Here is a 21,027-nt window from a genome sequence, read left to right on the forward strand (position 1 = left end):
GTCCACCATCTATAGCGGACACTATCTCCCACGCTCACCACGCGGCAGGGCAGTCAGACCGGACGCTTACGTCCCTGGCGTCGTTGCGGAAGCGGAAGGAAGTCTCACCGCCCGCTATCTCAAGGCGGCGCTGTAGGTCGTAAACCTAGTCGGCATCCAGCGATCGCATGAACAGCAGAGCAAGTATGGTGGCGGTCGGTCGGCTGGGACCACCCGGTAACGGTCGGAGGCCACGATCCTGTTCGCTTCCACTGGCCTGATCGGAATGACGCTCGATGATAAGGGAGGATTGAACCTGGGCCGTGACGTCGAGGCGCTGACTGCCGTCTACTGAAAAGATCAATTCCGGTCATCAACGAAAAGTACGGAAGTAAACCGTCGTCGCGCGGCCTACAGACGTCCATCACGCTGGCGACGGCATGGCTGTCGCTGCTGTCTTGCCCTTGATGTCAGTGATGACCTCGCCGATCAGCCCACGTAGCCAGCGGTGTGCGGGATCGTGCCTGTAGCGGACATGCCAAGCCATTTCCACGGGAAAGCTGCCGAGGTCGACCGGGGCGGGCAGGATCTTCAGCCGGGGATCGTGCATCAGCCGCCTGCAGATGAGCGAGGGCAAGGTGGCGCAATAGTCGGTCACCGCCACCATCTCGGCTACCGCGAAGAAATTGGTCACGGAGATCGCCACGTCGCGCTTTAGCTGGTGCTGCGACAGCGCCTGGAAGAGCCCGGCGCGCATCCGGCCAGGTGGCACGATGTTGACGTGCTTCATCGTCTCGAACTGCTCGCGCGTCATGGCATCGCCGATGTCCGGATGGTCGGCGCGGACGGCGCAGGCGAGCCCTTCGTCCATGAGGTGCTGGACGACGAGGTTGTCGGGCGGGTCGACGATGCGGCCCAGCACGAGCGCCGTCGTGCCCGACACAACGCCTGTCTCAACGAGATCGTTGCCGTAGGGCGTCAGACGGAGCTTGATGCCCGGCGCGACCTTCTCCAGGCGCGCCAGGACAGCGGGGACGATGACGAACTCGACATAGCCGTTCGGCGCGATCGTGAAGAGCCGTTCGGCGTGTGCGGGGTCGAAGGCCTGCTGACCGAGAACCGCGTCGTCGAGCTGGGCGAGTGCCTCAGCGATCAGCGGTGAGAGTTCAAGCGCGATCGGGGTCGGCTGGATGCCATAGCGCTCGCGGACGAACAGTTGATCCTGAAGCATCTGTCGTAGACGCGACAGGGCGTTGGACAGGGCGGGCTGCGTCATACCCATGCGCTCGGCGGCCCGGGTGACGCTACGCTCCTCCATCAACGCGACGAAGATCGGTAGAAGGTTCAGATCGTAGCGCATGCAGTCATCCTGTCAGACGTATATCTGGAATTAGAAAGATAAACTTCTAAAATAAGTCAACAAGGCCCATTTCCCATCCATCGGCGACGGACGCCGCGAACATGGAGGTTCAGATGAGCAAGGGTCAGGTTCTCGTTCTTGGATCGAACGCGACGCATATCGGTCTACGTGGCGGCGGTACCGCGACGGTCGGTCAGTATCTCAACGAGACGGCAGTCCCCGCGCTGGCTCTGCTCGACGCCGGCTATAATATTGTTCTCGCTACGCCCGATGGGACCAAGCCGCATATCGACGCCGGCTCCGTTTCGGTTGATCATTTTGGCGGCGATGAGACGGCATTCCAGCGCGCCAAGGACTTCTTCGCGAGCCACCCGGCCATGAACGACGTCCGCACGCTGAAATCGGTCGTCGACGAGGGTCTGGACGGCTTCGTTGGCGTGTTCGTGCCGGGAGGTCACGCGCCCATCGTCGACCTGATGGAGGACCGCGATGTGGGCACGATCCTCCGTCACTTCCACGCGGCGGCCAAGCCGACCGCGCTCCTCTGCCACGGACCGGTGGTCGTTGTCGCCGCGCTCGACGATGCTCCGGCCTTCCGCAAGGCGCTGGAGGAAGGCGATGACGCCGGGGCGGCCGACCTGGCCCAAGACTGGATCTACGCGGGCTATCGCATGACCGTCTTTTCGGCCAACGAGGAGAAGATCGCTGAGGAGCAAGTGCTGAAGGGCGAGCTCTACTTTGACATGGAAAAGGCGCTGCGGTCGGCCGGTGGCGACGTATCGGTCACCGACGAGAACTTCGCTTCGAATGTCGTCGTCGACCGAGAGCTGATTACGGGTCAGAATCCGGCATCGGACCGGGCCATGGCCGACGCCTTGATCGAAGCCCTCGATCGCGCCGCTGCGTGAGTACCAGGATGACCGGCGGGGCGCTAAGGGTGCGCCCCGCTTCGGATATAACCAGGACAGGGTATGTTGCCATGACCGCCAACGTGAAGATCGTCGCCGTCCTAACCGCCCGTGCGGATACCGTTGACCGCCTGCGCGCTCTGCTCGACGCCATGCTAGAGCCGAGCCGTGCTGAACAGGGCAATTTGCGCTACGATCTCTGGCAGGACCAGAGCGATCCGAACCGTTTCGTGCTCGACGAGCTGTACGCGGACGCAGATGCGGTCGCCGCCCACCGTGCGACGCCCCACTTCCAGAACTACCTTTCTCAGATCGGCGATCTGGCCGAGCGCGCCGCGTTTGTCCTCAACCCCGTCTCGGCGACCTGAGGATGGTGCCAATGGGCAAGCCTGTAAAATGGGTGGGTTAGGCACGGCTTGTACAAGCGTTCAACACAGACGAGTTGCGGATGATCGGCCTGTTGGCACCTGCGCATCGCGTGGTGCCTTTTGGACCTATTTCATCCACGCGGCTAACGCTGAGGCGGAGCCGCGATCCGGCGAAAAATCAACAACTGACTTGAAGGAATACAGTCATGACCAAGGGTATCGAAGGCAAGGTCGTTCTCATCACCGGCGGCAGCACCGGCATCGGCGCAGAAACCGCGCGTCTTCTGGCGGAACGCGGCGCGAAGGTGGCCATCGCCGCGCGGCGCAAAGACAGGCTCGACGAGGTCGTCGCGGACATCGCCGCAAAGGGCGGCACGGCACGTAGCTACGCGCTCGACGTGACCGACAAGTCGGCGGTCCAGTCCGTCGTTGCCGCAATCATTGCCGACTTCGGCCGCCTCGACGTGCTGATCAACAACGCCGGGCTGATGCCGATCCGTCCGATGTCCGAGGTCAACACCGACGAGTGGGACCAGATGATCGACGTCAATCTGAAGGGTACGCTCTACGGCATCGCGGCGGCCCTTCCCGGCTTTCTCGAGCAGGGCAGCGGTCACATCATCAACTTGAGCTCGGTTGCGGGCATCAAGGTCTTCGCACCGGGCGGCACGGTCTACTCCGGCACCAAGTTCGCCGTCAGCGCGATCAGCGAGGGCTTGCGCCACGAAGTGGGTGAAAAGGTCCGCGTCACGTCAATCGAGCCTGGAGCCGTCGAAAGCAATTTGAAGTTCACGACGTCCGGCACGGCTGCCGAGACTGTGCTCGACTTCTACAAGCAGGCCATCCCGGCGGCATCGGTGGCGCGTGCTATCGCGTTCGCTGTCGAACAACCTGATGACGTCGACGTCAATGCGATCGTCATCCGACCGACCGCGCAGGAGTTCTGATCCCAACGAGGAGGCGGGGCCGCGTGTGCTCCGCCTCCTGGGGAACGTACCGGCCCGCTCGCGCGTTGCCCTGCCAAATTATATCTTTCCGTTTAACTTGAGGAGTCGATGATGCCCAAACTTGCGCTGTATGTGCCACTGAAGGCCAAGCCCGGAAAAGAGAGCGATGTCGCAGATTTCCTGACCTCGGCATTGCCGCTCGTTCAAGCTGAGGAGGGCACTCTGACCTGGTATGCGATCGAGGAAGGTCCCGGTGCGTACGCGATCTTCGATACGTTCGATACAGAGGAGGATCGGCAGGCCCATCTTGACGGCAAGGTAGCCGCCGCACTGATGGACAAGGCAGAAGAACTGTTTTCTGAGCCGCCGCAGATTCACAAGTTCACCCTGCTGGCCGCGAAATAGCGGGCGGCCCGCACCCTAGTTGTTCAGACCACCACGGAAGTGTTGTAAGAACAGCGGCGGCGTTCCAGTCTCCGCACCAAAGCGCCGGTACCCATAACGCACACCATCGGCTTCGACATACTGCGTCGGTGTAGTGATATGGGTATTGGTCATCTCGTCCTCACATTATCTATGGATGTCTGATCAGGGACGGCAGCAAGGCCGTCCCTTGGCGGTGCGATCTCAGCCGTCGAGCGTCGGATAGTCGATGTAGCCTTTTGCGCCGCCGCCATAGAGCGTTGTCTCATCGATCTGGTTCAGTTCCGCCCCGGTCTTTAACCGCTCGACCAGATCGGGATTCGCAATGAACGGCCTGCCAAAGGCAATGAGATCGGCCTTGCCAGCCGCCAGATGCTGGTTCGCGAGGTTAAGGTCGTAACCATTGTTGGCGATGTAGGTGTTCTTGAAGCGGCTCCGCAGCGCCGCGTAGTCGAACGGTGCGGCATCGCGCGGGCCGCCGGTCTCGCCTTCCACCACGTGGATGTAGACGATCCCGAGGCCATTCAGCTTCTCGGCGACATAGTTGAACTGCTCTTGTTCTTCGCCAGTAACCACGGCCCCGCTGGCGGGCGATACAGGCGACAGCCGAACGCCGGTGCGATCCGCGCCGATCTCCTTCGCTACGGCCGCCACGACCTCAAGCAGCAGACGGGCGCGGTTTTCGACCGATCCGCCATAGGCATCGGTGCGGACGTTGGAGGAACTGCGCAGGAACTGGTCGAGCAGATAGCCATTGGCGCCATGAACTTCGACACCGTCGAACCCGGCCTCAATGGCATTGGCTGCCGTCTTGCGGAAATCCTCGACGATGTCGGCAATTTCGGCTGTCTCCAGAGCCCGCGGCTCGGACACATCGGCAAAGCCGTCGTTCACGAAGGTCTTGGTTTCGGCCCGGATCGCCGATGGTGCAACCGGTGCTTCACCTCCATGCAGATCGACATGGCTGACGCGGCCGACGTGCCAAAGCTGCACGAAAATGCGCCCGCCCTTCGCATGGACCGCATCGGTCACCTTGCGCCATGCAGCGATCTGTTCGGGCGTATAAAGGCCTGGCGTGTTCTGATAACCCTGCGCCTGTTTGGAAATCTGTGTCGCCTCGGTGATCACGAGGCCTGCGCTGGCACGCTGCGAGTAGTATTCCGCTGCGAACTCACTCGGAACTAGGCCCTCGCCGGCGCGGTTGCGTGTGAGCGGCGCGAGCACCACGCGGTTGGAGAGAGTGATCCCGCCTAGCGTGTAGGTGTCAAAAACTGTCTTATCGGTCATTGGTGCAACTGCCTGCCCTAGAGATTGAGTATTTAATGATGATGATCATCATTAAATTTGATGACGGCATTCCGAAATGTCAAAGGGCTGTCGCAGTTGTTGATTGTTGACCTGCCACTGATCCTTCATCCAGCCGCGACCGGAGCTCGCTTGGTGTTTACGCCTATGGGCGCAGGTTGAGCAATCGCCCGACGCGCGGAGCTTTCATCTCGGGCAGCGGGTCGGGCGATTGCGGTGGTCAGGGTCCGTGCGTAGTCGGCCGGTGTTTTGTAATCCAAGACCGAATGGGGGCGTTCGGTGTTGTAGTCTGCGGCCCAAGCCGCGATCACTACGCGCGCGTGTGTGCCAGGTTGCGGAACATGGTGTCATTGAGCAGTTCATCGCGCATCCGCCTGTTGAAGCTCTCGATAAACCCAATCTGCATAGGCTTTCCCGGTGCGATGTAGTGCCATTCGATCTTGTACTCGGAACACCACCGCAGGGTGGCGTTCGAGGTCAATTCGGTGCCGTTGTCTGAGACAATCATTCCAGGCTTCCCTCGACGCTCGATCAGGGCCGATAGCTCTCGTGCGACGCGCCGTTCGGATATCGAAGTGTCCGGGATCGCCGCGAGGCATTCCCGGGTGACATCGTCTACCACGTTGAGCACCCGGAACCGCTGGCCGTTGGCGAACTGGTCATGGACGAAATTCAGCGACCAGCGCGCATTGGGTCCCGTCTCGACAAGGAGCGGCGCCCGCGTCCCGACAGCCTTGCGCCGGGCCTTCCGTTTGCGCACCGTCAGCCCCTCTTCGCGGTAGAGCCGGTAGATCCGGTTGATACCGGACGGCTCGCCCTCGCGGCGCAACAACACGAAGAGGCGCCGATAGCCGAACCGCCGGCGCTTGTTGGCCAGATCTCGTAACCGACCGCGCAGAACCGTGTCCGGGGCATGCTGAGATCGATAGCGGATCATCGTTCGATCCGCGTCGACGATATGGCAGGCCCGCCGCTCCGACAGGCCATGCTCAGCCCGAAGATATGCGACGACTTCACGCTTCACTGCGGGCCATACCACTAATGGGATGGCCCGCCCCGCGCCCCGGCGTAGCATCGGGGTGTCACCTGACCATGAGGAGAGAAAGGATGCGAACCAAACCTGTCCCTGAGACTGCCGCCTTTGGCATTGATATCGGTAAGACGGTGTTCCATGTCGTTGCGCTGGATGCCTCCGGCGCAACGATCCAACGCGCAAAGTTCTCGCGTGATACGCTGATGGCGTTCTTCGAAGCGGCGCCGAAGGTGCTGATCAGCATGGAGGCCTGCCCCGGATCGCAATGGCTGGCGCGGCGGCTTGTCGCGATGGGTCATGATGCCCGGATTATTCCGGCGCGCTTCGTGAAGCCCTATGTCAAGTCCAACAAGACCGACACCGTAGATGCGGCGGCGATCGCCGAAGCTGTGACGCGGTCGACCATGCGATTTGTCGAAGTGCGGACGCCCGAGCAGGTCGATCTTCAGGCGCTCCACCGCATTCGCCACCGGCTGGTGGGACATAGAACGGCGCTGATGAACCAAGCGCGCGCTTTATGCCTTGAATACGGGCTGGCGATGCGTGTCGGCGCCGGCGGTTTCCATGCCGACATCCGCAGGCATCTGGCCAATGCGGGGAACGATCTGACACCTGCCATGCGGGCGCTGCTCGATGATCTTGCCTATACCGAAGGGCGCATCAAAGCCGTGAATGCCAAGGTCGACGCCTATGCCCGCGAACATGAGGCGGTCTGCCGTCTTGTCGCCATTCCGGGCATCGAGCCATTGGGTGCAACCGCAATTATCGCAGCCGCCGGAGACGACAGGCGATTCCGCAAGGCGCGTGATCTGGCCGCCTGGCTGGGGTTGGTGCCAGCAGAGCATTCGACCGGGGGCAAACAGACTCCTCTGGGTATTAGCAAGCGGGGCAATCGTTACGTGCGGCGGCTGATCATTCACGGCGCGAGATCGTGCTTTTTGCATCGCAACCGTGCAAGCCACGCTCTGGGCGGCTGGCTCTCGGCTCTGGAAGCGCGAACGCACCGCAACAAGGCCGTCGTCGCCCTGGCAAACAAGCTGACCCGGATCGTCTGGGCCATCCCGACCAGACCCGGCACCGTCTATCTGCAGTCGAGCGGCGCAGCCGCGCGCTGACCTCTTCGCCGCAGAACCGATTGCAGGGGATGTGATGTCCAAACGGTTGATCGACCACAGGTAAGCCACGCGCAAAAAAACGGGACTTTATCCCGCGCCACTAATCTGGAACCCGAGGGGCGGATCTCGTCAAGGCCTTGTCGCCAAAAGCGGCTGACTGATCAGAGGCCGGATACATTTACGCAAGCCGGACGGTCAGAGCGAAAACCTTGCAATAGTGGGGCAGACCATACATTTTTTAGGGGGCTATATACCTAACTAGCCGCTTTCCGGCTAGTTAAGTATATAGCCCCCCTTTTATATTGGCGCGCAGGGCAGCCGTGCGGCCCATGCCGCGCGCTGCGCACGTCTGCAGGAGGGCGCCTCCATGGACCAAATCGCACGAGTCTACGGGCCAATGGGCCGATCCCCGCATCTCGTAACCCGAAAGCCTTGGCTATGTCGGGGTTATGGCAAAGATAATGGTCGCTTTCGCGCCGGCCGCTCCGCCTCAATGCCCCTCGAATTTTGATGGATGGTCGAAATCCGCCAGTCGATCGGCTGGAACATAGAGTTGGGCGGGCCGGGGCAGCTCCCTTACTCGGCCGACCGCAGGCGGTCACGATCGCGATTCAGGTCGTAGTGCACGCAGCCCTGCTCAGCGCGGACGTCCGCGAGCATCCCAGTGAGGGCGGCCTGCGGGACCGCCCCCGGGTATAGCCACCAGCGTCGCGACCAGGTGAATAATTCCGGACATCAGAACCCTTCCAGCACGATCTTGCCGCGTGCAGTGTTCGTTTCGATCAGGGCATGGGCCTTCTTCAGGGTCTCGGCATTGATCGGCGACAGCGTTTCGGTCAGCGTGGTGCGGATGCGCCCGGCATCGACCAGTCTCGCCACCTCGTTCAGCAGCTTGCCCTGCTCGCCGATGTCCGGCGTGCCGAAGATCGAGCGGGTGAACATCAGTTCCCAATGCACCGAGGCAGCCTTGCGCTTGAAGCCCAGCACGTCCAACGTTTCGGGGTCGTCGATCAGGCCAAAGCGACCTTGCGGCGCGATCAGGGTCTGAATGCCCTTCAAATGCCGGTCGCTCTGGTTGGTGGAAAACACGAAGCCCGGCGACCCGATGCCCAGGGCCTCGACCTGCGCCGCCAGATCACCGTGGTGATCAATAACGTGGTGCGCCCCGAGGTCACGCACCCAGCCTTGTGTTTTCGGACGCGAGGCGGTGGCAATCACCGTCAGGTCGGTCAGCGCGCGGACAAGCTGGATGGCGATGGATCCGACGCCGCCTGCGCCGCCGATGATCAGGATGGCATTGGCCGCGCCCGGAACGGGGCGGCGGATGTCCAGCCGGTCGAACAGCATCTCCCACGCGGTGATGGCCGTCAGCGGCAGGGCGGCGGCCTCGGCATTGGTCAGCGACTTGGGCTTGTGTCCGGTGATCCTGGCATCGACGAGATGGAACTGACTGTTCGCGCCGGGGCGTGTAATGGATCCGGCATAGAAAACCTCGTCGCCGACGGCGAAGCCTTGGGTCTCGGGCCCGACCTCGGCCACCCGGCCGACCGCATCCCAGCCAAGCACCTTCCAGTCGCCCTCGGTCGGGGTGGCGCTTTTGCGCACCTTTGTGTCCACCGGGTTGACCGACACCGCCGCCACCTCGACCAGCAGGTCATGGCCGGTCGCGATCGGACGCGGCAGCTCGATGTCCTGCAGCGCATTCGGGTGGTCGATGGGTCCGGGTATCTTGTAGCCGATGGCCTTCATGAGATCGCTCCACTGTTTCGTTTGCGTCAAGGCGAAACTGGTCTTACTTTTGGGTTTCGACAATACGCACAAACAATGCATATAGTGTCGAAAAGGATACTGTCATGGTCAAGGCCCGCCATTCCCGCTTCGATTGCACGCCCGGCTGTTCGGTCGAGGCGGCAATCGGGCTGATCGACGGCAAGTGGAAGTCGATCATCCTGTGGCACCTGCTGTCCGGCACACTGCGCTTTAACGAGATCCGCCGCCACATGCAGAACTGCACGCCGCGCATGCTGACCAACCAGTTGCGCGAGATGGAGGAGGATGGGCTGATCACCCGCAAGGTTTACGCCCAGGTACCGCCCAAGGTAGAGTATTCATTGTCCGATCTGGGGCGCACGATGGAGCCGATCCTGCGTGCCCTGAAGACTTGGGGCGACGAAAACATCGGCCTTTACGGCAAGCCGGTTGGACACGATCCACGCGACACGACCTGACCCTCAGCCCTTGCGCAGATGTCCGGTCGGCAGGGCCGTGGTGTATTTCACCTGATCCAGGGCGAAGCTTGACCGGATGTTGGCCACGCCCGGGATCTGGGTCAGGACGTTCATCACCAGATCCTGATAGCGCAGCAGATCCTCGACTACCACGCGCAGCATGAAATCTTCGGAACCGGTCATCAGGTAGCATTCCATCACCTCGGGCCGGTCCTTGATGGCGTCGGTGAACGTCCCGAGCGAGGCTTTGTCCTGACGTGCCAGCGTGACATGGACAAACACGTTGACCAGCAGGCCCAGCTTGACTGGATCGACCAAGGCGACCGAGCCGCGGATCACCCCGCGCTCACGCATGTCGGCCACGCGCCGCCAGCAGGGCGAAGCCGATAGGTTCACGCGTTCGGCCAGTTCAGCGTTGCTGAGTTCGGCATCCTGCTGCAGCGAATCAAGGATTCGCAAACTGGCCGTGTCCAGTTCGGGCTCTTCTGGGGTCATGTTTTCCTCCAACAGCCAAGACCTAGGTAGAGTTTTCCTATTACATCTTCAGCTTGGGTCCGAATAGGTCGGATTGCCCGTCGCATCGGTGTCACAATGGCCTCATATCCCATCTGTCAAGGCTGTCCATGTCCTGCGCTGCCCCCGCCGCCACCTCGCACCCTTGCCGGACCGGAAACAGCCGGTTGTGGTTGTCGCTGATGGTGCTGCTGTGGGGTTTCAGCTGGCCTGCGACGCAGATGGCGCTGACCGCGGTGCCGCCCTTATGGCTTGCGACCTTCCGCTTCGGGTCGGCCGCCGTCTGCCTGTTCGCGTTTTTGGCGCTGCGCGGCGGAGTCACCATGCCGAAACGCGGCGACATGCCCATCGTTCTCAGCACCGGCCTGCTGCAGATGATGACCTTCACGGGCTTGGGTATGATTGCTATGACCCGAACCGATACCAGCCATTCGGTGCTGCTGGCCTATACCACACCGCTGTGGACCGTCGCGCTTGCCTGGCTTGTCTTTCGCGCGCGGCCAGCCCGGGCGCAGGTCGCGGCGCTGCTGACAGGCCTGGCCGGGGTCGCCTTGATCTGCTCTCCCCTCGAAACCGACTGGAGCGCGCCGGGCGCCTTCATGGGGGCGGGCTTTCTGATGATCGCGGCACTGGCTTGGTCAGCAGTGATCCTGCACGTCCGGCTCCATCGCTGGATTTCGACGCCCTTGACGCTAGCGCCGTGGCAGATGCTGCTGGCAACTGTGCCGCTTGCCGGCCTTGCGCTGGCGTTCGAGGGCCTGCCCCACGGCATCCGCTGGAGCGTGCATCTTGTCGAGCTTCTGGTCTTCATCGGACCTGTCGCTACTTCAGCCTGCTTTGTGATCTCGGCAGAGCACGGGCGCCGGATCTCGACCTTTGCCATGTCGAACTTCACACTTGGCGTGCCGCTGATTGGCATCGCGGCATCGGTTGTAATCCTGTCCAACCGGCTGTCGCCCGTCTTTCTGGCAGGGCTTGCCCTGGTCCTTGCAGGGATGGTGGCGGCCACAAGCGCGCAACGGAAAAACTGACACAAAAGCATTGGGGGGAACGATGATTATCGAAGCCGGACATCTGAAGACCGTCGAGCAACAGCTGCTGTGGCTGTCACACTGGATGGTCCATCATGCCAACCATATCCGGCCCAAGGTGGATGGCATAAAGACCGGCGGGCACCAGGCGTCGTCCGCGTCGATGGTGTCGATCATGACGGCGCTCTACTTCTCGGCCTTGCGCCCCGAGGATCGGGTGGCCGTGAAACCGCATGCTTCGCCGGTCTTCCATGCCATGCAGTATCTGATGGGCCGGCAGACCCGCGCGCGGATGGAAGCGTTCCGCGGCTTGGGCGGCGTGCAAAGCTATCCTAGCAGGACCAAGGACACCGACGATGTGGATTTCTCGACCGGCTCGGTCGGTCTGGGCGTGGCGATCACCAGCTTTGCGTCGCTGGTGCAGGATTTCGTGGCGGCCAAGCCGTGGGCTGCGGGCCTGCCAATGGGTCGGATGGTGGCGCTTGCCGGCGATGCCGAACTGGACGAGGGCAACATCTACGAGGCCCTGCAGGAGGGTTGGAAGAACGATCTGCGCAATTGCTGGTGGATCATCGACTATAACCGTCAGTCGCTGGACGGGATCGTGCGCGAGGGTCTGTTCGGCCGCGTCGAGAAGATCTTCGAGGCCTTTGGCTGGAATGTGATCCGCATCAAGTACGGCGTGTTGCAGCGCGTGGCCTTTGATGAACCGGGCGGCCATTGCTTGCGCGAATGGATTGATGCCTGTCCGAATGCCCAGTATTCGGCGCTGACCTATCAAGGCGGCGCGGTTTGGCGCAAACGGCTGATGGATGATCTGGGCGATCAGGGCGAGGTGTCCGCGCTGATCGAACGCCGCTCGGACCCAGAGCTTGCAGCGTTGATGGAGAACTTGGGCGGCAACTGCGTGGAAACCATGGCGCAGACCTTTGCGGGAGTGACACATGACCGCCCAACCTGTTTTATCGCCTATACGATTAAGGGTTGGTGCACGCCCATTGCCGGGCACAAGGACAACCATGGCGGCCTGATGACCAAGGCGCAGATGGAGGAATGGCGGCGGCACATGGGCGTGGCGGAAGGGCACGAATGGGACCCCTTTGCGGGCGTGGTGGACAGGGAAGCGTTTCAGGACTTCCTGTCGCGCGTGCCCTTCTTTGCCGGCGGGACGCGGCGACACGGCGATGCGCGGCTGGCGATACCAGACCTTTCGCCCGTGGCGGATCGGGAGATCTCCACACAGGCAGCCTTTGGCAAGATCCTCGACCAGTTGGCCAAGGGGGATAGCGCCTTGGCCGAACGGATCATCACCACCTCGCCCGATGTGACCGGAACCACATCGCTGGGTCCTTGGGTCAACCGCCGCAAGCTGTTCTCACGGCAGGCGCGAGCCGATGCGTTCATCGAACACCGTATCCCCTCGACCGCAAGATGGGAGTTTGCGCCCGAGGGCCAGCATCTTGAACTGGGCATTGCCGAGATGAACCTGTTCCTGCTGCTGGGCGCCGCCGGCCTGTCGCACAGCCTGTTCGGCAAGCGGCTGATCCCCATCGGAACGCTATACGACCCCTTCGTTCATCGGGGGCTGGATGCGCTGAACTATGCCTGCTACCAGGATGCGCGCTTCATCGTCGTCGGGACGCCCTCGGGCGTGACCCTGGCGCCGGAAGGGGGCGCGCACCAGTCCATCGGCACGCCGTTGACCGGAATGGCGCAGGATGGGCTCGCCAGCTTCGAGCCGGCCTTCGCCGACGAGCTTGCCGTCATCATGGAATGGGCCTTCGACTATCTACAGCGCGACGGTGACGGCGCTTTCGATGAACGCACCTGGCTTCGCGACGAAACAGGTGGATCGGTTTATCTGCGCCTGACCACCAAGCCTTTGGAACAGCCCGGAACCCGCGTCGATCAGGCCTTCCGCCAGGGTGCAATCGACGGCGCCTACTGGCTGCGCAAACCAGGCCCCAACTGCGAGATCGTGATCGCCTATCAAGGCGCCGTGGCCGACCAAGCGATCGCGGCGGCAGGGCTGATCGGCACCACGCGCCGCGACATCGGCGTGCTGGCGGTTACTTCGGCCGACCGCTTGAACGCCGGGTGGATCGCGGCACAGCGCGAACGCGCACGCGGGAACAGCCAAGCCATCAGCCATGTCGAGAGATTGTTGGGCGATCTGCCGCGCCAATGCCGCTTAATCACAGTCATTGACGGGCATCCCGCTACGCTGGCCTGGCTGGGTTCGGTCGCAGGCCATGCTACCATTCCACACGGTGTCGAGCATTTCGGACAGACCGGCACCATCGGCGATCTTTATCGGCATTTTGAGATAGACCGCGACGCTCTCGTCGCCTCGGCCAACGGACTGACGTCTGGGCCGCGCATCCACGGCGCCCGTACTCATGATGGGTGCGGACGCTGAGGATCAAGAGCTTAGCGACGGGGGTCGCGTCGGTCTGGAAATCGTGCATTCCCTTGAACCACTTCAAGTCGGCAAACGTGACTTTGACAGACATCGGTATGGCCCTCCCTACGCAAAACGACATGACCTTCCGTCTTGTCGCAGCGGGTTCTATCCTGAAAAGAACGAACAGGTACGGCTGGCCATTTTCTGAATCGCGTCGGCTAATAAGAACCGACCGGGATCGCCAACGAACGATTGAGTTTATACAGATTGGTTGCTCCGGTTTTATCAAGAGCGATTTCGACCTTTGTCCAGAACGTCGAGGCCTGGTCGGCTGCAATACATTCCTTGGTTCTGCCGCCAGCAAAGGTAAGGGACACCTCCGCCTCGGCGGCTGTCAGCATGAAGAAGTGGCACAAACGCTGTGTGACCGGCAGGCAAGGTTTCCCCGTCGTGTCGATCCGTCGAGGTGCTGAGTGTCGTCGTGCGGATCTGTTCCGCATTGCAACGCGCGGCGCCAGTTCTGCGGCTCGCCACTTTGAAATCTTTCGTAGGAGCGCCTGATAGGGGATAGGTCAGCGTACAATCAGGCTCTCCGAATATGAACGCCAGGACGCCGCCAAGCGGCAGCTATGCCGACCAAGCAGCCGGTTAACCCAAGTGGTAAATGAGGTTTGAATCTTGAACGATTTCGATCCTTGGAGCGTCGTTGAGGTCAATTGACAAGAGAGGCACCCTTTCGCATTCTTACGTCCTCACCAGGGGTGTCCCGACAAGGGGCTGAGATACGGCTGGGCCGCAAGGCAGCGCTGTGACCCTACGAACCTGATCCAGTTCATACTGGCGTAGGGACGGTGCGGATGCCTTTCCGGTCGCATGCGACCAGTGGGGCATTCTATTCCCTCCCGTCGGTGCTGGGTCTTCAATGCTGCGACGCGAGGAGCCTCGACATGACATCTAAAGAAACCCCGACGGTTACCACCGGACCACTGCCCGCCTCTGTCAAGGTGTTCAGGCCGGGCGTGCTGCACCCCGACATCCGTGTGCCCATGCGCGAGATCGCCTTGCATCCAAGCGCGGGCGAGCCGCCGGTGACGGTCTATGACTCCTCAGGTCCCTATACCGATCCGGCCGCCGAAATCGCGATCGAACGCGGCCTTCCGCGCCTGTGAAGCCCGAGGACAACGGTTTTGCCTCAGGCGACCGGCTAACACCCGAGTTTCCCATCCGCCACCGCCCCTTGCGGGCGCGGAACGGGAAAGCGGTCACCCAGCTTGCCTATGCGCGCGCGGGCATCGTCACGCCCGAGATGGAATTCATCGCGATCCGCGAGAATTTGGGCCGCACGGCGATCCGCGAAAGGATAGTACGCGACGGCGAAAGCCTCGGCGCCGCCATCCCTGATTTCGTCACCCCCGAATTCGTCCGCGACGAAGTGGCGCGCGGGCGGGCGGTCATTCCGTCCAACATCAACCATCCCGAAGCCGAACCGATGATCATCGGTCGCAATTTTCTGGTCAAGATCAACGCCAATATCGGCAACTCCGCTGTGACCTCCTCGATGGCCGAAGAGGTCGAGAAGATGGTCTGGGCGACCCGCTGGGGCGCGGATACGGTGATGGACCTGTCCACGGGCCGCAACATCCACAACATCCGCGAATGGATCATCCGCAATTCGCCTGTGCCCATCGGCACCGTGCCGCTCTACCAGGCGTTGGAAAAGGTCGGCGGCATCGCCGAAGACCTGACATGGGAGATCTTCCGCGACACGCTGATCGAGCAGGCCGAGCAGGGGGTGGACTACTTCACCATCCATGCGGGGGTGCGTCTGCACATGATCCCGCTTACGGTGGATCGCGTCACGGGGATTGTCAGCCGGGGAGGCTCAATCATGGCAAAATGGTGCCTGCATCACCACCGCGAGAGCTTCCTCTACGAGCGCTTCGAGGAGATCTGCGACATCATGCGCGCCTATGACGTCAGCTTCAGCCTTGGCGACGGGCTTCGCCCCGGCTCCATTGCGGACGCAAACGATACAGCGCAATTCGCCGAACTGGAGACCTTGGGCGAGCTTACCAGGATCGCTTGGGCCAAGGACTGCCAGGTCATCATCGAAGGCCCCGGCCATGTGCCGATGCACAAGATCAAGGAGAACATGGACAAGCAGCTTGCCGTCTGCGGCGAGGCGCCGTTCTACACCCTCGGGCCGCTGACGACCGACATCGCGCCGGGCTATGATCACATCACCTCGGGCATCGGCGCGGCGATGATCGGCTGGTTCGGCACAGCGATGCTCTGCTATGTCACGCCCAAAGAGCATCTGGGTCTGCCCGACCGGGATGACGTAAAGACAGGCGTCATCACCTATAAGATCGCTGCCCATGCCGCCGACCTGGCCAAGGGGCAATTGGCGGCAAAGCTTCGCGACGACGCCCTGTCTCGCGCTCGGTTCGAGTTTCGGTGGGAGGACCAGTTCAATCTGTCACTGGACCCTGAGACGGCGCGCGCCTTCCACGACGAAACCCTGCCGAAAGAGGCGCATAAGGTCGCACATTTCTGTTCGATGTGTGGGCCGAAATTCTGTTCGATGCGAATTTCCCACGACATCCGTGCCGAGGCGCAGAAAGAGGGCATGGCCGCCATGGCGCAGAAATACCGCGAGGGCGGCGACCTATACATGCGAGTGGTTGAGGAAACCTGAGCCGACATGACCCTCATGCGGTTTCGCATGTGTGCGGGACCGCATGGCTCATTTGATAATGCATTCATCATAGGCCCAAACTCGCTAACGGCGACTTGGAGATGAACGCCCGTGTCAGCCGTCATCTGGGCGCCGCGCGTCAGAACCTTCTCGACACGCTCGATCGCCAGGCCATGCAGCCGCTGCCTCCGGAGCGTTTCGTCCATGCCGACTGGCGCCGCGCCACGGTTAGTGCCGTCTATCATGTCCGACTGGAAGGCCACCATTACTCGGTGCCACACGACCTGATCCGCCAGCAGCTCTGGGCACGGATGACGGCGGGCACCGTCGAGATCTTCCGCGCCGGCAAGCGTGTGGCCTGCCACAGGCGCACTTCCCCCGGCGACACCGGCGTGAGCTGCTGCCGGTTTCGTGGACACGAAGATAAGATCGTGACCAAGGAACTGGAGAGTGGATATGACGAAACGAAAGTTCAGCCGTGAGCTCAAGTCAGCGGCCGTGAAGCTGGTAACCGATCGGGGCGTAGCGGTGTCGCAGGCCGCACGCGACCTCGACCTATCCGAGAGTGTGCTGCGCCGCTGGATGAGGGAGCTGAGTGCAGCCCCGGCTGCTGCCTTTCCCGGAAACGTACAAATGCGTGCCGACCTAGCGGAGATCGCAGCCCTGAAGAAAGAGGTCGTCCGGCTCCGGGCGGAGCGCGACATCCTCAAGAAGGCGACGGCTTTTTTCGCGCGCGAGGCGACATGAGATTCGCCTGCATTGCCAAGCACCGGCACATTTGGCCAGTCTAAGTTGGCTCTACGAGGCGCTGGAGGTTTCGCGCTCCGGCTTCCACGCCTGGCTCAACCGCCCGACCAGCACCCGCGAGATCCATGATGCCAAGTTGGTCATGGCGATCGAGACGAGCTTCAAAGCCAGTGATCGAACCTATGGCGCGCGGCGCGTGTGGCACGATGTTCTGGAAGAAGGACTGGCCTGCGGCTTGCACAGGACCCTGCGACTGATGCGCTGCAACGCCTTCTGGGCTCGGCCTCGGCGCACAGGCTAGTCCAAGGACGATGGTGAACGCTCAATCATTGCCGACATCGAGCCGGTGAACGCCACTGGTTCGAGTGAACCGGCGAGGCCTGGACCGGGATTTCCAGGCAGATCGGCCAAACCAAAAGTGGCTGGCCGATTTCACATACATCTGGACTGCCGAGGGCTGGCTGTATGTCGCGCCTCGCCATGGTCACTCGGACCAGTGGCGTTCCTACGGCTCGATTCTGGACCTGTTTTCCCGCCGCGCGGTCGGTTGGTCCATGAAGGCAGATCGCGATGCGTCACTGGTCATGGATGCTCTGATGATGCGGTCTGGCGCCGAAGAAAAGCTGACGCTCTCCTTCATCATTCTGACCAGGGATCCCAAGACCGACCCCAAGCCTAGTCGCCGGAAAAGCGTTACCGCAATGACTGCTGCGGCTAGCAGCACGACCACGGCTGCGAAGTCGGGCGCACCATACGCGGCGGTGTCATGTACTGCATCCACAACCTGACTGCCCATCTGCTTCTCCTATCGAGGCTTGTCCATCTTATGATGTAAATCCGTTCAGAGGCGAGCCCCAGTGCAGTACAGCGCCAGCATGTCTTACTTAGGCTCCAGACCCATTGATTTCAGGCGTTTGGCATGATTCAGGCTCCGCAGGGAGACCTTATCGATGAGCAATCTTTACTTGCTGAGCGATGCCCAGATGGAATGCCTGAAGCCGTTCTTTCCCAAGAGTCATGGCAAGCCCCGCGTCGATGATCGCCGCGTTCTCAGCGGCATAATCTTCATCAACCGCAATGGGTTGCGGTGGTGTGATGTGCCGAAGGAATACGGGCCCGCCCGCGCGCCGATCTTTCTGCTGGTGCCACAGGTCAGGCTGCCGAAGCGTCTGGACCTCGCGCGGGATGCTGAGCGGGGGCGCGATGCGGTGCCGGGGCTGATCGTGGCGAACTGGGGGGACGGACGGAGGGAGTGATATCCGTGAAGCGGGACGCAGTTGCCGTCGACTGAAGGGTTACGTCAATACCACGACCTTGCCGAACGGCTGCCCGCTTTCCAGATATGCGTGGGCATCGGCAATCTCATCGAGCGTGAAGCTGCGATCGATCCGGGGGGCGATGATTCCTGCCGCAATACCGTCGGAAAGGAAGCCTTGCGCCCGGGACAGCGCGGCGGGGTCATCCGTGACTTTGGTGTAATAATAGCCGCGCAGGGACAGGTTCTTGCGCAGCGCCAGCTTCAGCGGGAATGGGGTCGGCTCATTGCTGAGCGCGCCGTGAATGACGATGGTGCCGCGCGGGCGCATGGCCTCGGCAATATCGGCGACCTGCGGCCCGCCAACCGCGTCGAATGCCGCGTCGATCCCATCCTGGGCCGCCGCCTCTAGTCCCTGAGCCAGATCCTCGCTCTCCATGGCGATCACCGCATCGGCCCCTGCCTCGAGGATGGGCCGGCGCAGGTTCTCGGTTAGCACGGTGCAGATCGGGATCGCCCCAGCCATGCGGGCAATCTGGATCGCGGCCAGCCCCACGGTGCTGTTCGCCGCCGTGATCAGCACCCGTTGCCCTTCACGCAGGCGGCAGACCTCGATCAATGCGCCATAGGGTGTTCCATAGGACATCCACAGCGCGGCGGTCTGAACATCATTCAGGCCTTCCGGGGCCGGCAGAACCCGCGTGGCGGGGACATTGACCCAGTCTCCACAGGTGCCATGCGCCCCAAGCGGCGCACCCGGCACGACACTGACCCGCTGACCGACCTGAAACCCTTGGACTCCGGCGCCAAGCGCCGTGACCCGCCCCACAGCCTCGAAGCCGAGGCGAGACGGGAGCACCGGCTTCTCGATATAGGTGTTCCGGCGAAACATGACATCCGCCCGGTTCAACCCGATGGCGTGCACCTGAATGCCGACCTCGTCAGGAGCCGGAGGCTCTGCCGGAAGCTGGTCGATGCGCAACACCTCTGGCCCGCCGATCTCATGAACTCGCACGACACGATTACCGTCTTTCCCAATATCCATGGCTCTCCCTCTGCCGCCGTTGTTCCAGCAGTCTAACTGCTGTTGTGGGCTATGTGAGCGAGGAAAAGCACGTGCCAGGCAGTTGAGCGGCGGCAATGTCGCTCCTTATCTGAAGCATCTCACGCTCCCTATACCAGCCTGGATCGAATGACGGCTCTGGGCTCGAACCTACATTGAGCTTGGGAATACCCAATGCCCTCCACTCGTTAAACCATCCTCGCCGCGTTGCACACGCGGCTGTCGGCGCTGCCCGCCACCGCGCAGCGCGGTGAGGTACTGCCGGAACGTGTGCTAGCAGCCGGGCTGCTGATCCTGCGTGACGGCGAGCCGGAAGTGACGCTGTCGCCGCTCACCTATCACTACCAGCACCGCGCCGAGATCAAGGCCGTGGTGCAGGGCGCGATCCGGGACGCTGCGTTTGACACGCTCTGCGCCAGCATTGGCACGGCGCTCGCCGCCGACCGCCCGCTCGGCGGTCTCTGCGACTGGGTGGAAGCGGAAGCCCCGCAGCCGGTTAATCTGCCGGTGGACGGCGCGGCCAGCTTGGCGATCGAGACCGCCATGCCCGAGGTGCCGCGCTATGCGATCTATTCCGGCGTGGTGCTGGACCAGCTCAGCTGGCAAATGCAGCGTTCGGGCTTGCTCACCGCCACCGCGCGGCTGGTCGCTCAGGGCGAGACGGTGGCAACGACCAGCGGCGCGGGAACACCGTCGGAACTGGACCTGATCCGCTTCGGGCATTTCAACGGCGCGATCAAAAGGAACGGCACGGCGCTCGGCAACGTAATCTCGACCGAGATCACCTACGCCAACAATCTCGACCGCATCGAGACCGTCCGCGCCGACGGCATGATCGACGGCGCCGATCCCTCGATTGCCGCGCTGACCGGCCGGACGGAGGTGCGTTTCGCCGATACGACGCTGGTGACGCAGGAGATCAACGGCACGCCCTGCGAGCTGGAGTTCTCCTGGACGCTCGTCTCGGGCGAAAGCCTGACCGTCACCGTCCATACCGTCTATCTGCCGCGCCCGGGCATCGAGATCGGCGGCCCACAGGGCATCCAGGCCAGCTTCGACTGGCAGGCCGCCCGCGACGCCACGCTCGGTCGGATGTGCATCCCGGCAACGAGACGCAGACGTCGGACCCGTTCATCGCCGCCAGGATGGGCGCGGCCAGCACCCCCGCCTATCGCGGCACGGCCTATGCGGTTTTCGAGGAACTGCCGCTCTCGACCTACGGCAACCGCCTGCCGCAGCTGTCCTTCGAGGTCTTCCGGCCGCTCGCCGATCCCGACACCGCCGAGGGACTGACGCAGGCCGTCACCCTGATCCCCGCCTCGGGCGAGTTCCCCTACTGGACGTCGGGCGGGGCAGCCTTCTTCTGTCCGGCGGCACGCCCCGAGGCGTAGAACCACGGATCCGCCTTGAACTTCGTCCGGCATTTCTCCGAACAGAAATGGAAGGTCTCGCCTTGGAACTCGGCGTGACGTCCGTCCGGCTTGACAGCGTCCGTCATCCCGCACACCGGGTCCTTCGCCGTTTCGGTCCCCGCCGGAATTTCGGGCGCCGCGTGATGATGATCGTGGTCTATGGTCTGCCAGCCTTTCGATGTCTTGTTTTAACTTGCACTTTCCAGAGACTGGAAGCTCAAGCCCTTTTAGTGATGAT

The 21,027-nt window shown here is 62.2% G+C and carries 17 protein-coding genes, 7 pseudogenes and 1 riboswitch; of the genes and pseudogenes, 15 read left to right on the plus strand and 9 right to left on the minus strand.

All coding sequences use genetic code 11. The annotated features are described in order from the left end of the window. Nucleotides 1-403 precede the first annotated feature (403 nt). A complete protein-coding gene (locus tag FHD68_RS07895) occupies nucleotides 404-1,339 on the minus strand; it encodes a LysR family transcriptional regulator (protein WP_139085507.1) in 936 nt (311 codons plus the stop codon). A gap of 113 nt (nucleotides 1,340-1,452) precedes the next feature. On the opposite strand from FHD68_RS07895, the gene FHD68_RS07900 reads away from it, so the two are divergent. The 4 genes from FHD68_RS07900 (at nucleotide 1,453) to FHD68_RS07915 (ending at nucleotide 3,967) form a co-directional block, all read left to right on the plus strand. After that, nucleotides 1,453-2,247, plus strand: coding sequence for a type 1 glutamine amidotransferase domain-containing protein (locus FHD68_RS07900; protein ID WP_127898195.1), 795 nt, complete (start codon nucleotides 1,453-1,455; stop codon nucleotides 2,245-2,247). Nucleotides 2,248-2,318: 71 nt separating this feature from the next. Next, entirely contained in the window at nucleotides 2,319-2,615 is a 297-nt protein-coding gene (locus FHD68_RS07905; protein WP_127898196.1) for a putative quinol monooxygenase, read from the plus strand. 206 nt (nucleotides 2,616-2,821) lie between these two features. Further along, on the plus strand, nucleotides 2,822-3,562 hold the full coding sequence (locus FHD68_RS07910) for an SDR family oxidoreductase (RefSeq protein ID WP_127898197.1): 741 nt from the start codon (nucleotides 2,822-2,824) through the stop codon (nucleotides 3,560-3,562). A gap of 111 nt (nucleotides 3,563-3,673) precedes the next feature. After that, nucleotides 3,674-3,967, plus strand: coding sequence for a putative quinol monooxygenase (locus FHD68_RS07915; protein WP_127899328.1), 294 nt, complete (start codon nucleotides 3,674-3,676; stop codon nucleotides 3,965-3,967). Nucleotides 3,968-3,982: 15 nt separating this feature from the next. Here the strand turns inward: FHD68_RS07915 and FHD68_RS07920 are convergent, their stop codons facing one another. The 3 genes and pseudogenes from FHD68_RS07920 to FHD68_RS07930 all read right to left on the minus strand — a co-directional run. Beyond that, a complete protein-coding gene (locus FHD68_RS07920; protein ID WP_205963138.1) occupies nucleotides 3,983-4,120 on the minus strand; it encodes a hypothetical protein in 138 nt (45 codons plus the stop codon). A 69-nt stretch (nucleotides 4,121-4,189) separates the two neighbouring features. After that, complete coding sequence (locus FHD68_RS07925) at nucleotides 4,190-5,272, minus strand: alkene reductase (RefSeq protein WP_127898198.1); 1,083 nt, start codon at nucleotides 5,270-5,272, stop codon at nucleotides 4,190-4,192. 125 nt (nucleotides 5,273-5,397) lie between these two features. Next, nucleotides 5,398-6,329: pseudogene (locus FHD68_RS07930) on the minus strand (IS3 family transposase); the annotation flags it as partial. Between the two features lie 68 nt (nucleotides 6,330-6,397). On the opposite strand from FHD68_RS07930, the gene FHD68_RS07935 reads away from it, so the two are divergent. Beyond that, nucleotides 6,398-7,438, plus strand: coding sequence for an IS110 family RNA-guided transposase (locus tag FHD68_RS07935; RefSeq protein WP_127898199.1), 1,041 nt, complete (start codon nucleotides 6,398-6,400; stop codon nucleotides 7,436-7,438). Between the two features lie 735 nt (nucleotides 7,439-8,173). Here the strand turns inward: FHD68_RS07935 and FHD68_RS07940 are convergent. After that, nucleotides 8,174-9,187 carry a zinc-binding alcohol dehydrogenase family protein gene (locus tag FHD68_RS07940; RefSeq protein WP_127898200.1) on the minus strand — a complete coding sequence of 338 codons (1,014 nt, stop codon included), beginning with the start codon at nucleotides 9,185-9,187 and terminating at the stop codon, nucleotides 8,174-8,176. A 104-nt stretch (nucleotides 9,188-9,291) separates the two neighbouring features. Here FHD68_RS07940 and FHD68_RS07945 point away from each other — a divergent pair, with 104 nt between their 5' ends. Beyond that, a complete protein-coding gene (locus tag FHD68_RS07945; RefSeq protein ID WP_127898201.1) occupies nucleotides 9,292-9,666 on the plus strand; it encodes a winged helix-turn-helix transcriptional regulator in 375 nt (124 codons plus the stop codon). Nucleotides 9,667-9,669: 3 nt separating this feature from the next. Here FHD68_RS07945 and FHD68_RS07950 read toward each other — a convergent pair whose 3' ends face one another. Then, the gene (locus tag FHD68_RS07950; protein WP_127898202.1) at nucleotides 9,670-10,161 is read right to left on the minus strand and encodes an Lrp/AsnC family transcriptional regulator; all 492 of its coding nucleotides are present in this window, start codon (nucleotides 10,159-10,161) and stop codon (nucleotides 9,670-9,672) included. 239 nt (nucleotides 10,162-10,400) lie between these two features. On the opposite strand from FHD68_RS07950, the gene FHD68_RS07955 reads away from it, so the two are divergent. Then, nucleotides 10,401-11,210, plus strand: a complete 810-nt coding sequence (locus tag FHD68_RS07955) for a DMT family transporter (protein ID WP_240542375.1) — start codon at nucleotides 10,401-10,403, stop codon at nucleotides 11,208-11,210. Between the two features lie 22 nt (nucleotides 11,211-11,232). Further along, entirely contained in the window at nucleotides 11,233-13,629 is a 2,397-nt protein-coding gene (locus tag FHD68_RS07960; protein ID WP_127898204.1) for a 1-deoxy-D-xylulose-5-phosphate synthase N-terminal domain-containing protein, read from the plus strand. Between the two features lie 203 nt (nucleotides 13,630-13,832). Here FHD68_RS07960 and FHD68_RS07965 read toward each other — a convergent pair whose 3' ends face one another. Further along, nucleotides 13,833-14,015 carry a hypothetical protein gene (locus FHD68_RS07965; protein WP_127898205.1) on the minus strand — a complete coding sequence of 61 codons (183 nt, stop codon included), beginning with the start codon at nucleotides 14,013-14,015 and terminating at the stop codon, nucleotides 13,833-13,835. Between the two features lie 346 nt (nucleotides 14,016-14,361). Beyond that, a riboswitch (TPP riboswitch) is annotated at nucleotides 14,362-14,481 on the plus strand. Nucleotides 14,482-14,561: 80 nt separating this feature from the next. On the opposite strand from FHD68_RS07965, the pseudogene thiC reads away from it, so the two are divergent. From thiC to FHD68_RS19515, 5 genes and pseudogenes are all read left to right on the plus strand, one after another. Beyond that, nucleotides 14,562-16,312: pseudogene (gene thiC, locus FHD68_RS07970) on the plus strand (phosphomethylpyrimidine synthase ThiC). Nucleotides 16,313-16,413: 101 nt separating this feature from the next. Further along, nucleotides 16,414-16,794, plus strand: coding sequence for a Mu transposase domain-containing protein (locus FHD68_RS07975; RefSeq protein ID WP_127898206.1), 381 nt, complete (start codon nucleotides 16,414-16,416; stop codon nucleotides 16,792-16,794). Further along, nucleotides 16,769-17,720 (plus strand): annotated as a pseudogene (locus FHD68_RS19510) (IS3 family transposase); the annotation flags it as partial. The gene FHD68_RS07975 and the pseudogene FHD68_RS19510, both read left to right, overlap by 26 nt. 289 nt (nucleotides 17,721-18,009) lie before the next feature. Further along, nucleotides 18,010-18,183, plus strand: a pseudogene (locus FHD68_RS07995) (transposase); the annotation flags it as partial. Next, nucleotides 18,172-18,315 (plus strand): annotated as a pseudogene (locus tag FHD68_RS19515) (DUF6441 family protein); the annotation flags it as partial. The pseudogenes FHD68_RS07995 and FHD68_RS19515, both read left to right, overlap by 12 nt. Nucleotides 18,316-18,354: 39 nt before the next feature. On the opposite strand, the gene FHD68_RS08000 reads toward FHD68_RS19515, so the two are convergent. Beyond that, complete coding sequence (locus FHD68_RS08000; protein ID WP_127898210.1) at nucleotides 18,355-19,359, minus strand: zinc-dependent alcohol dehydrogenase family protein; 1,005 nt, start codon at nucleotides 19,357-19,359, stop codon at nucleotides 18,355-18,357. Nucleotides 19,360-19,848: 489 nt separating this feature from the next. Here FHD68_RS08000 and FHD68_RS19875 point away from each other — a divergent pair. Continuing rightward, nucleotides 19,849-20,433, plus strand: a pseudogene (locus tag FHD68_RS19875) (phage tail tube protein); the annotation flags it as partial. 41 nt (nucleotides 20,434-20,474) lie between these two features. Next, nucleotides 20,475-20,720: pseudogene (locus FHD68_RS19880) on the plus strand (hypothetical protein); the annotation flags it as partial. On the opposite strand, the gene FHD68_RS08015 reads toward FHD68_RS19880, so the two are convergent. After that, nucleotides 20,711-20,884, minus strand: a complete 174-nt coding sequence (locus FHD68_RS08015; RefSeq protein WP_280115167.1) for a YHS domain-containing protein — start codon at nucleotides 20,882-20,884, stop codon at nucleotides 20,711-20,713. The pseudogene FHD68_RS19880 and the gene FHD68_RS08015 overlap by 10 nt on opposite strands. Between the last annotated feature and the right edge of the window lie 143 nt (nucleotides 20,885-21,027).

Source organism: Paracoccus marcusii, assembly GCF_006151785.1.
In the GTDB taxonomy this organism is placed as follows: domain Bacteria; phylum Pseudomonadota; class Alphaproteobacteria; order Rhodobacterales; family Rhodobacteraceae; genus Paracoccus; species Paracoccus marcusii.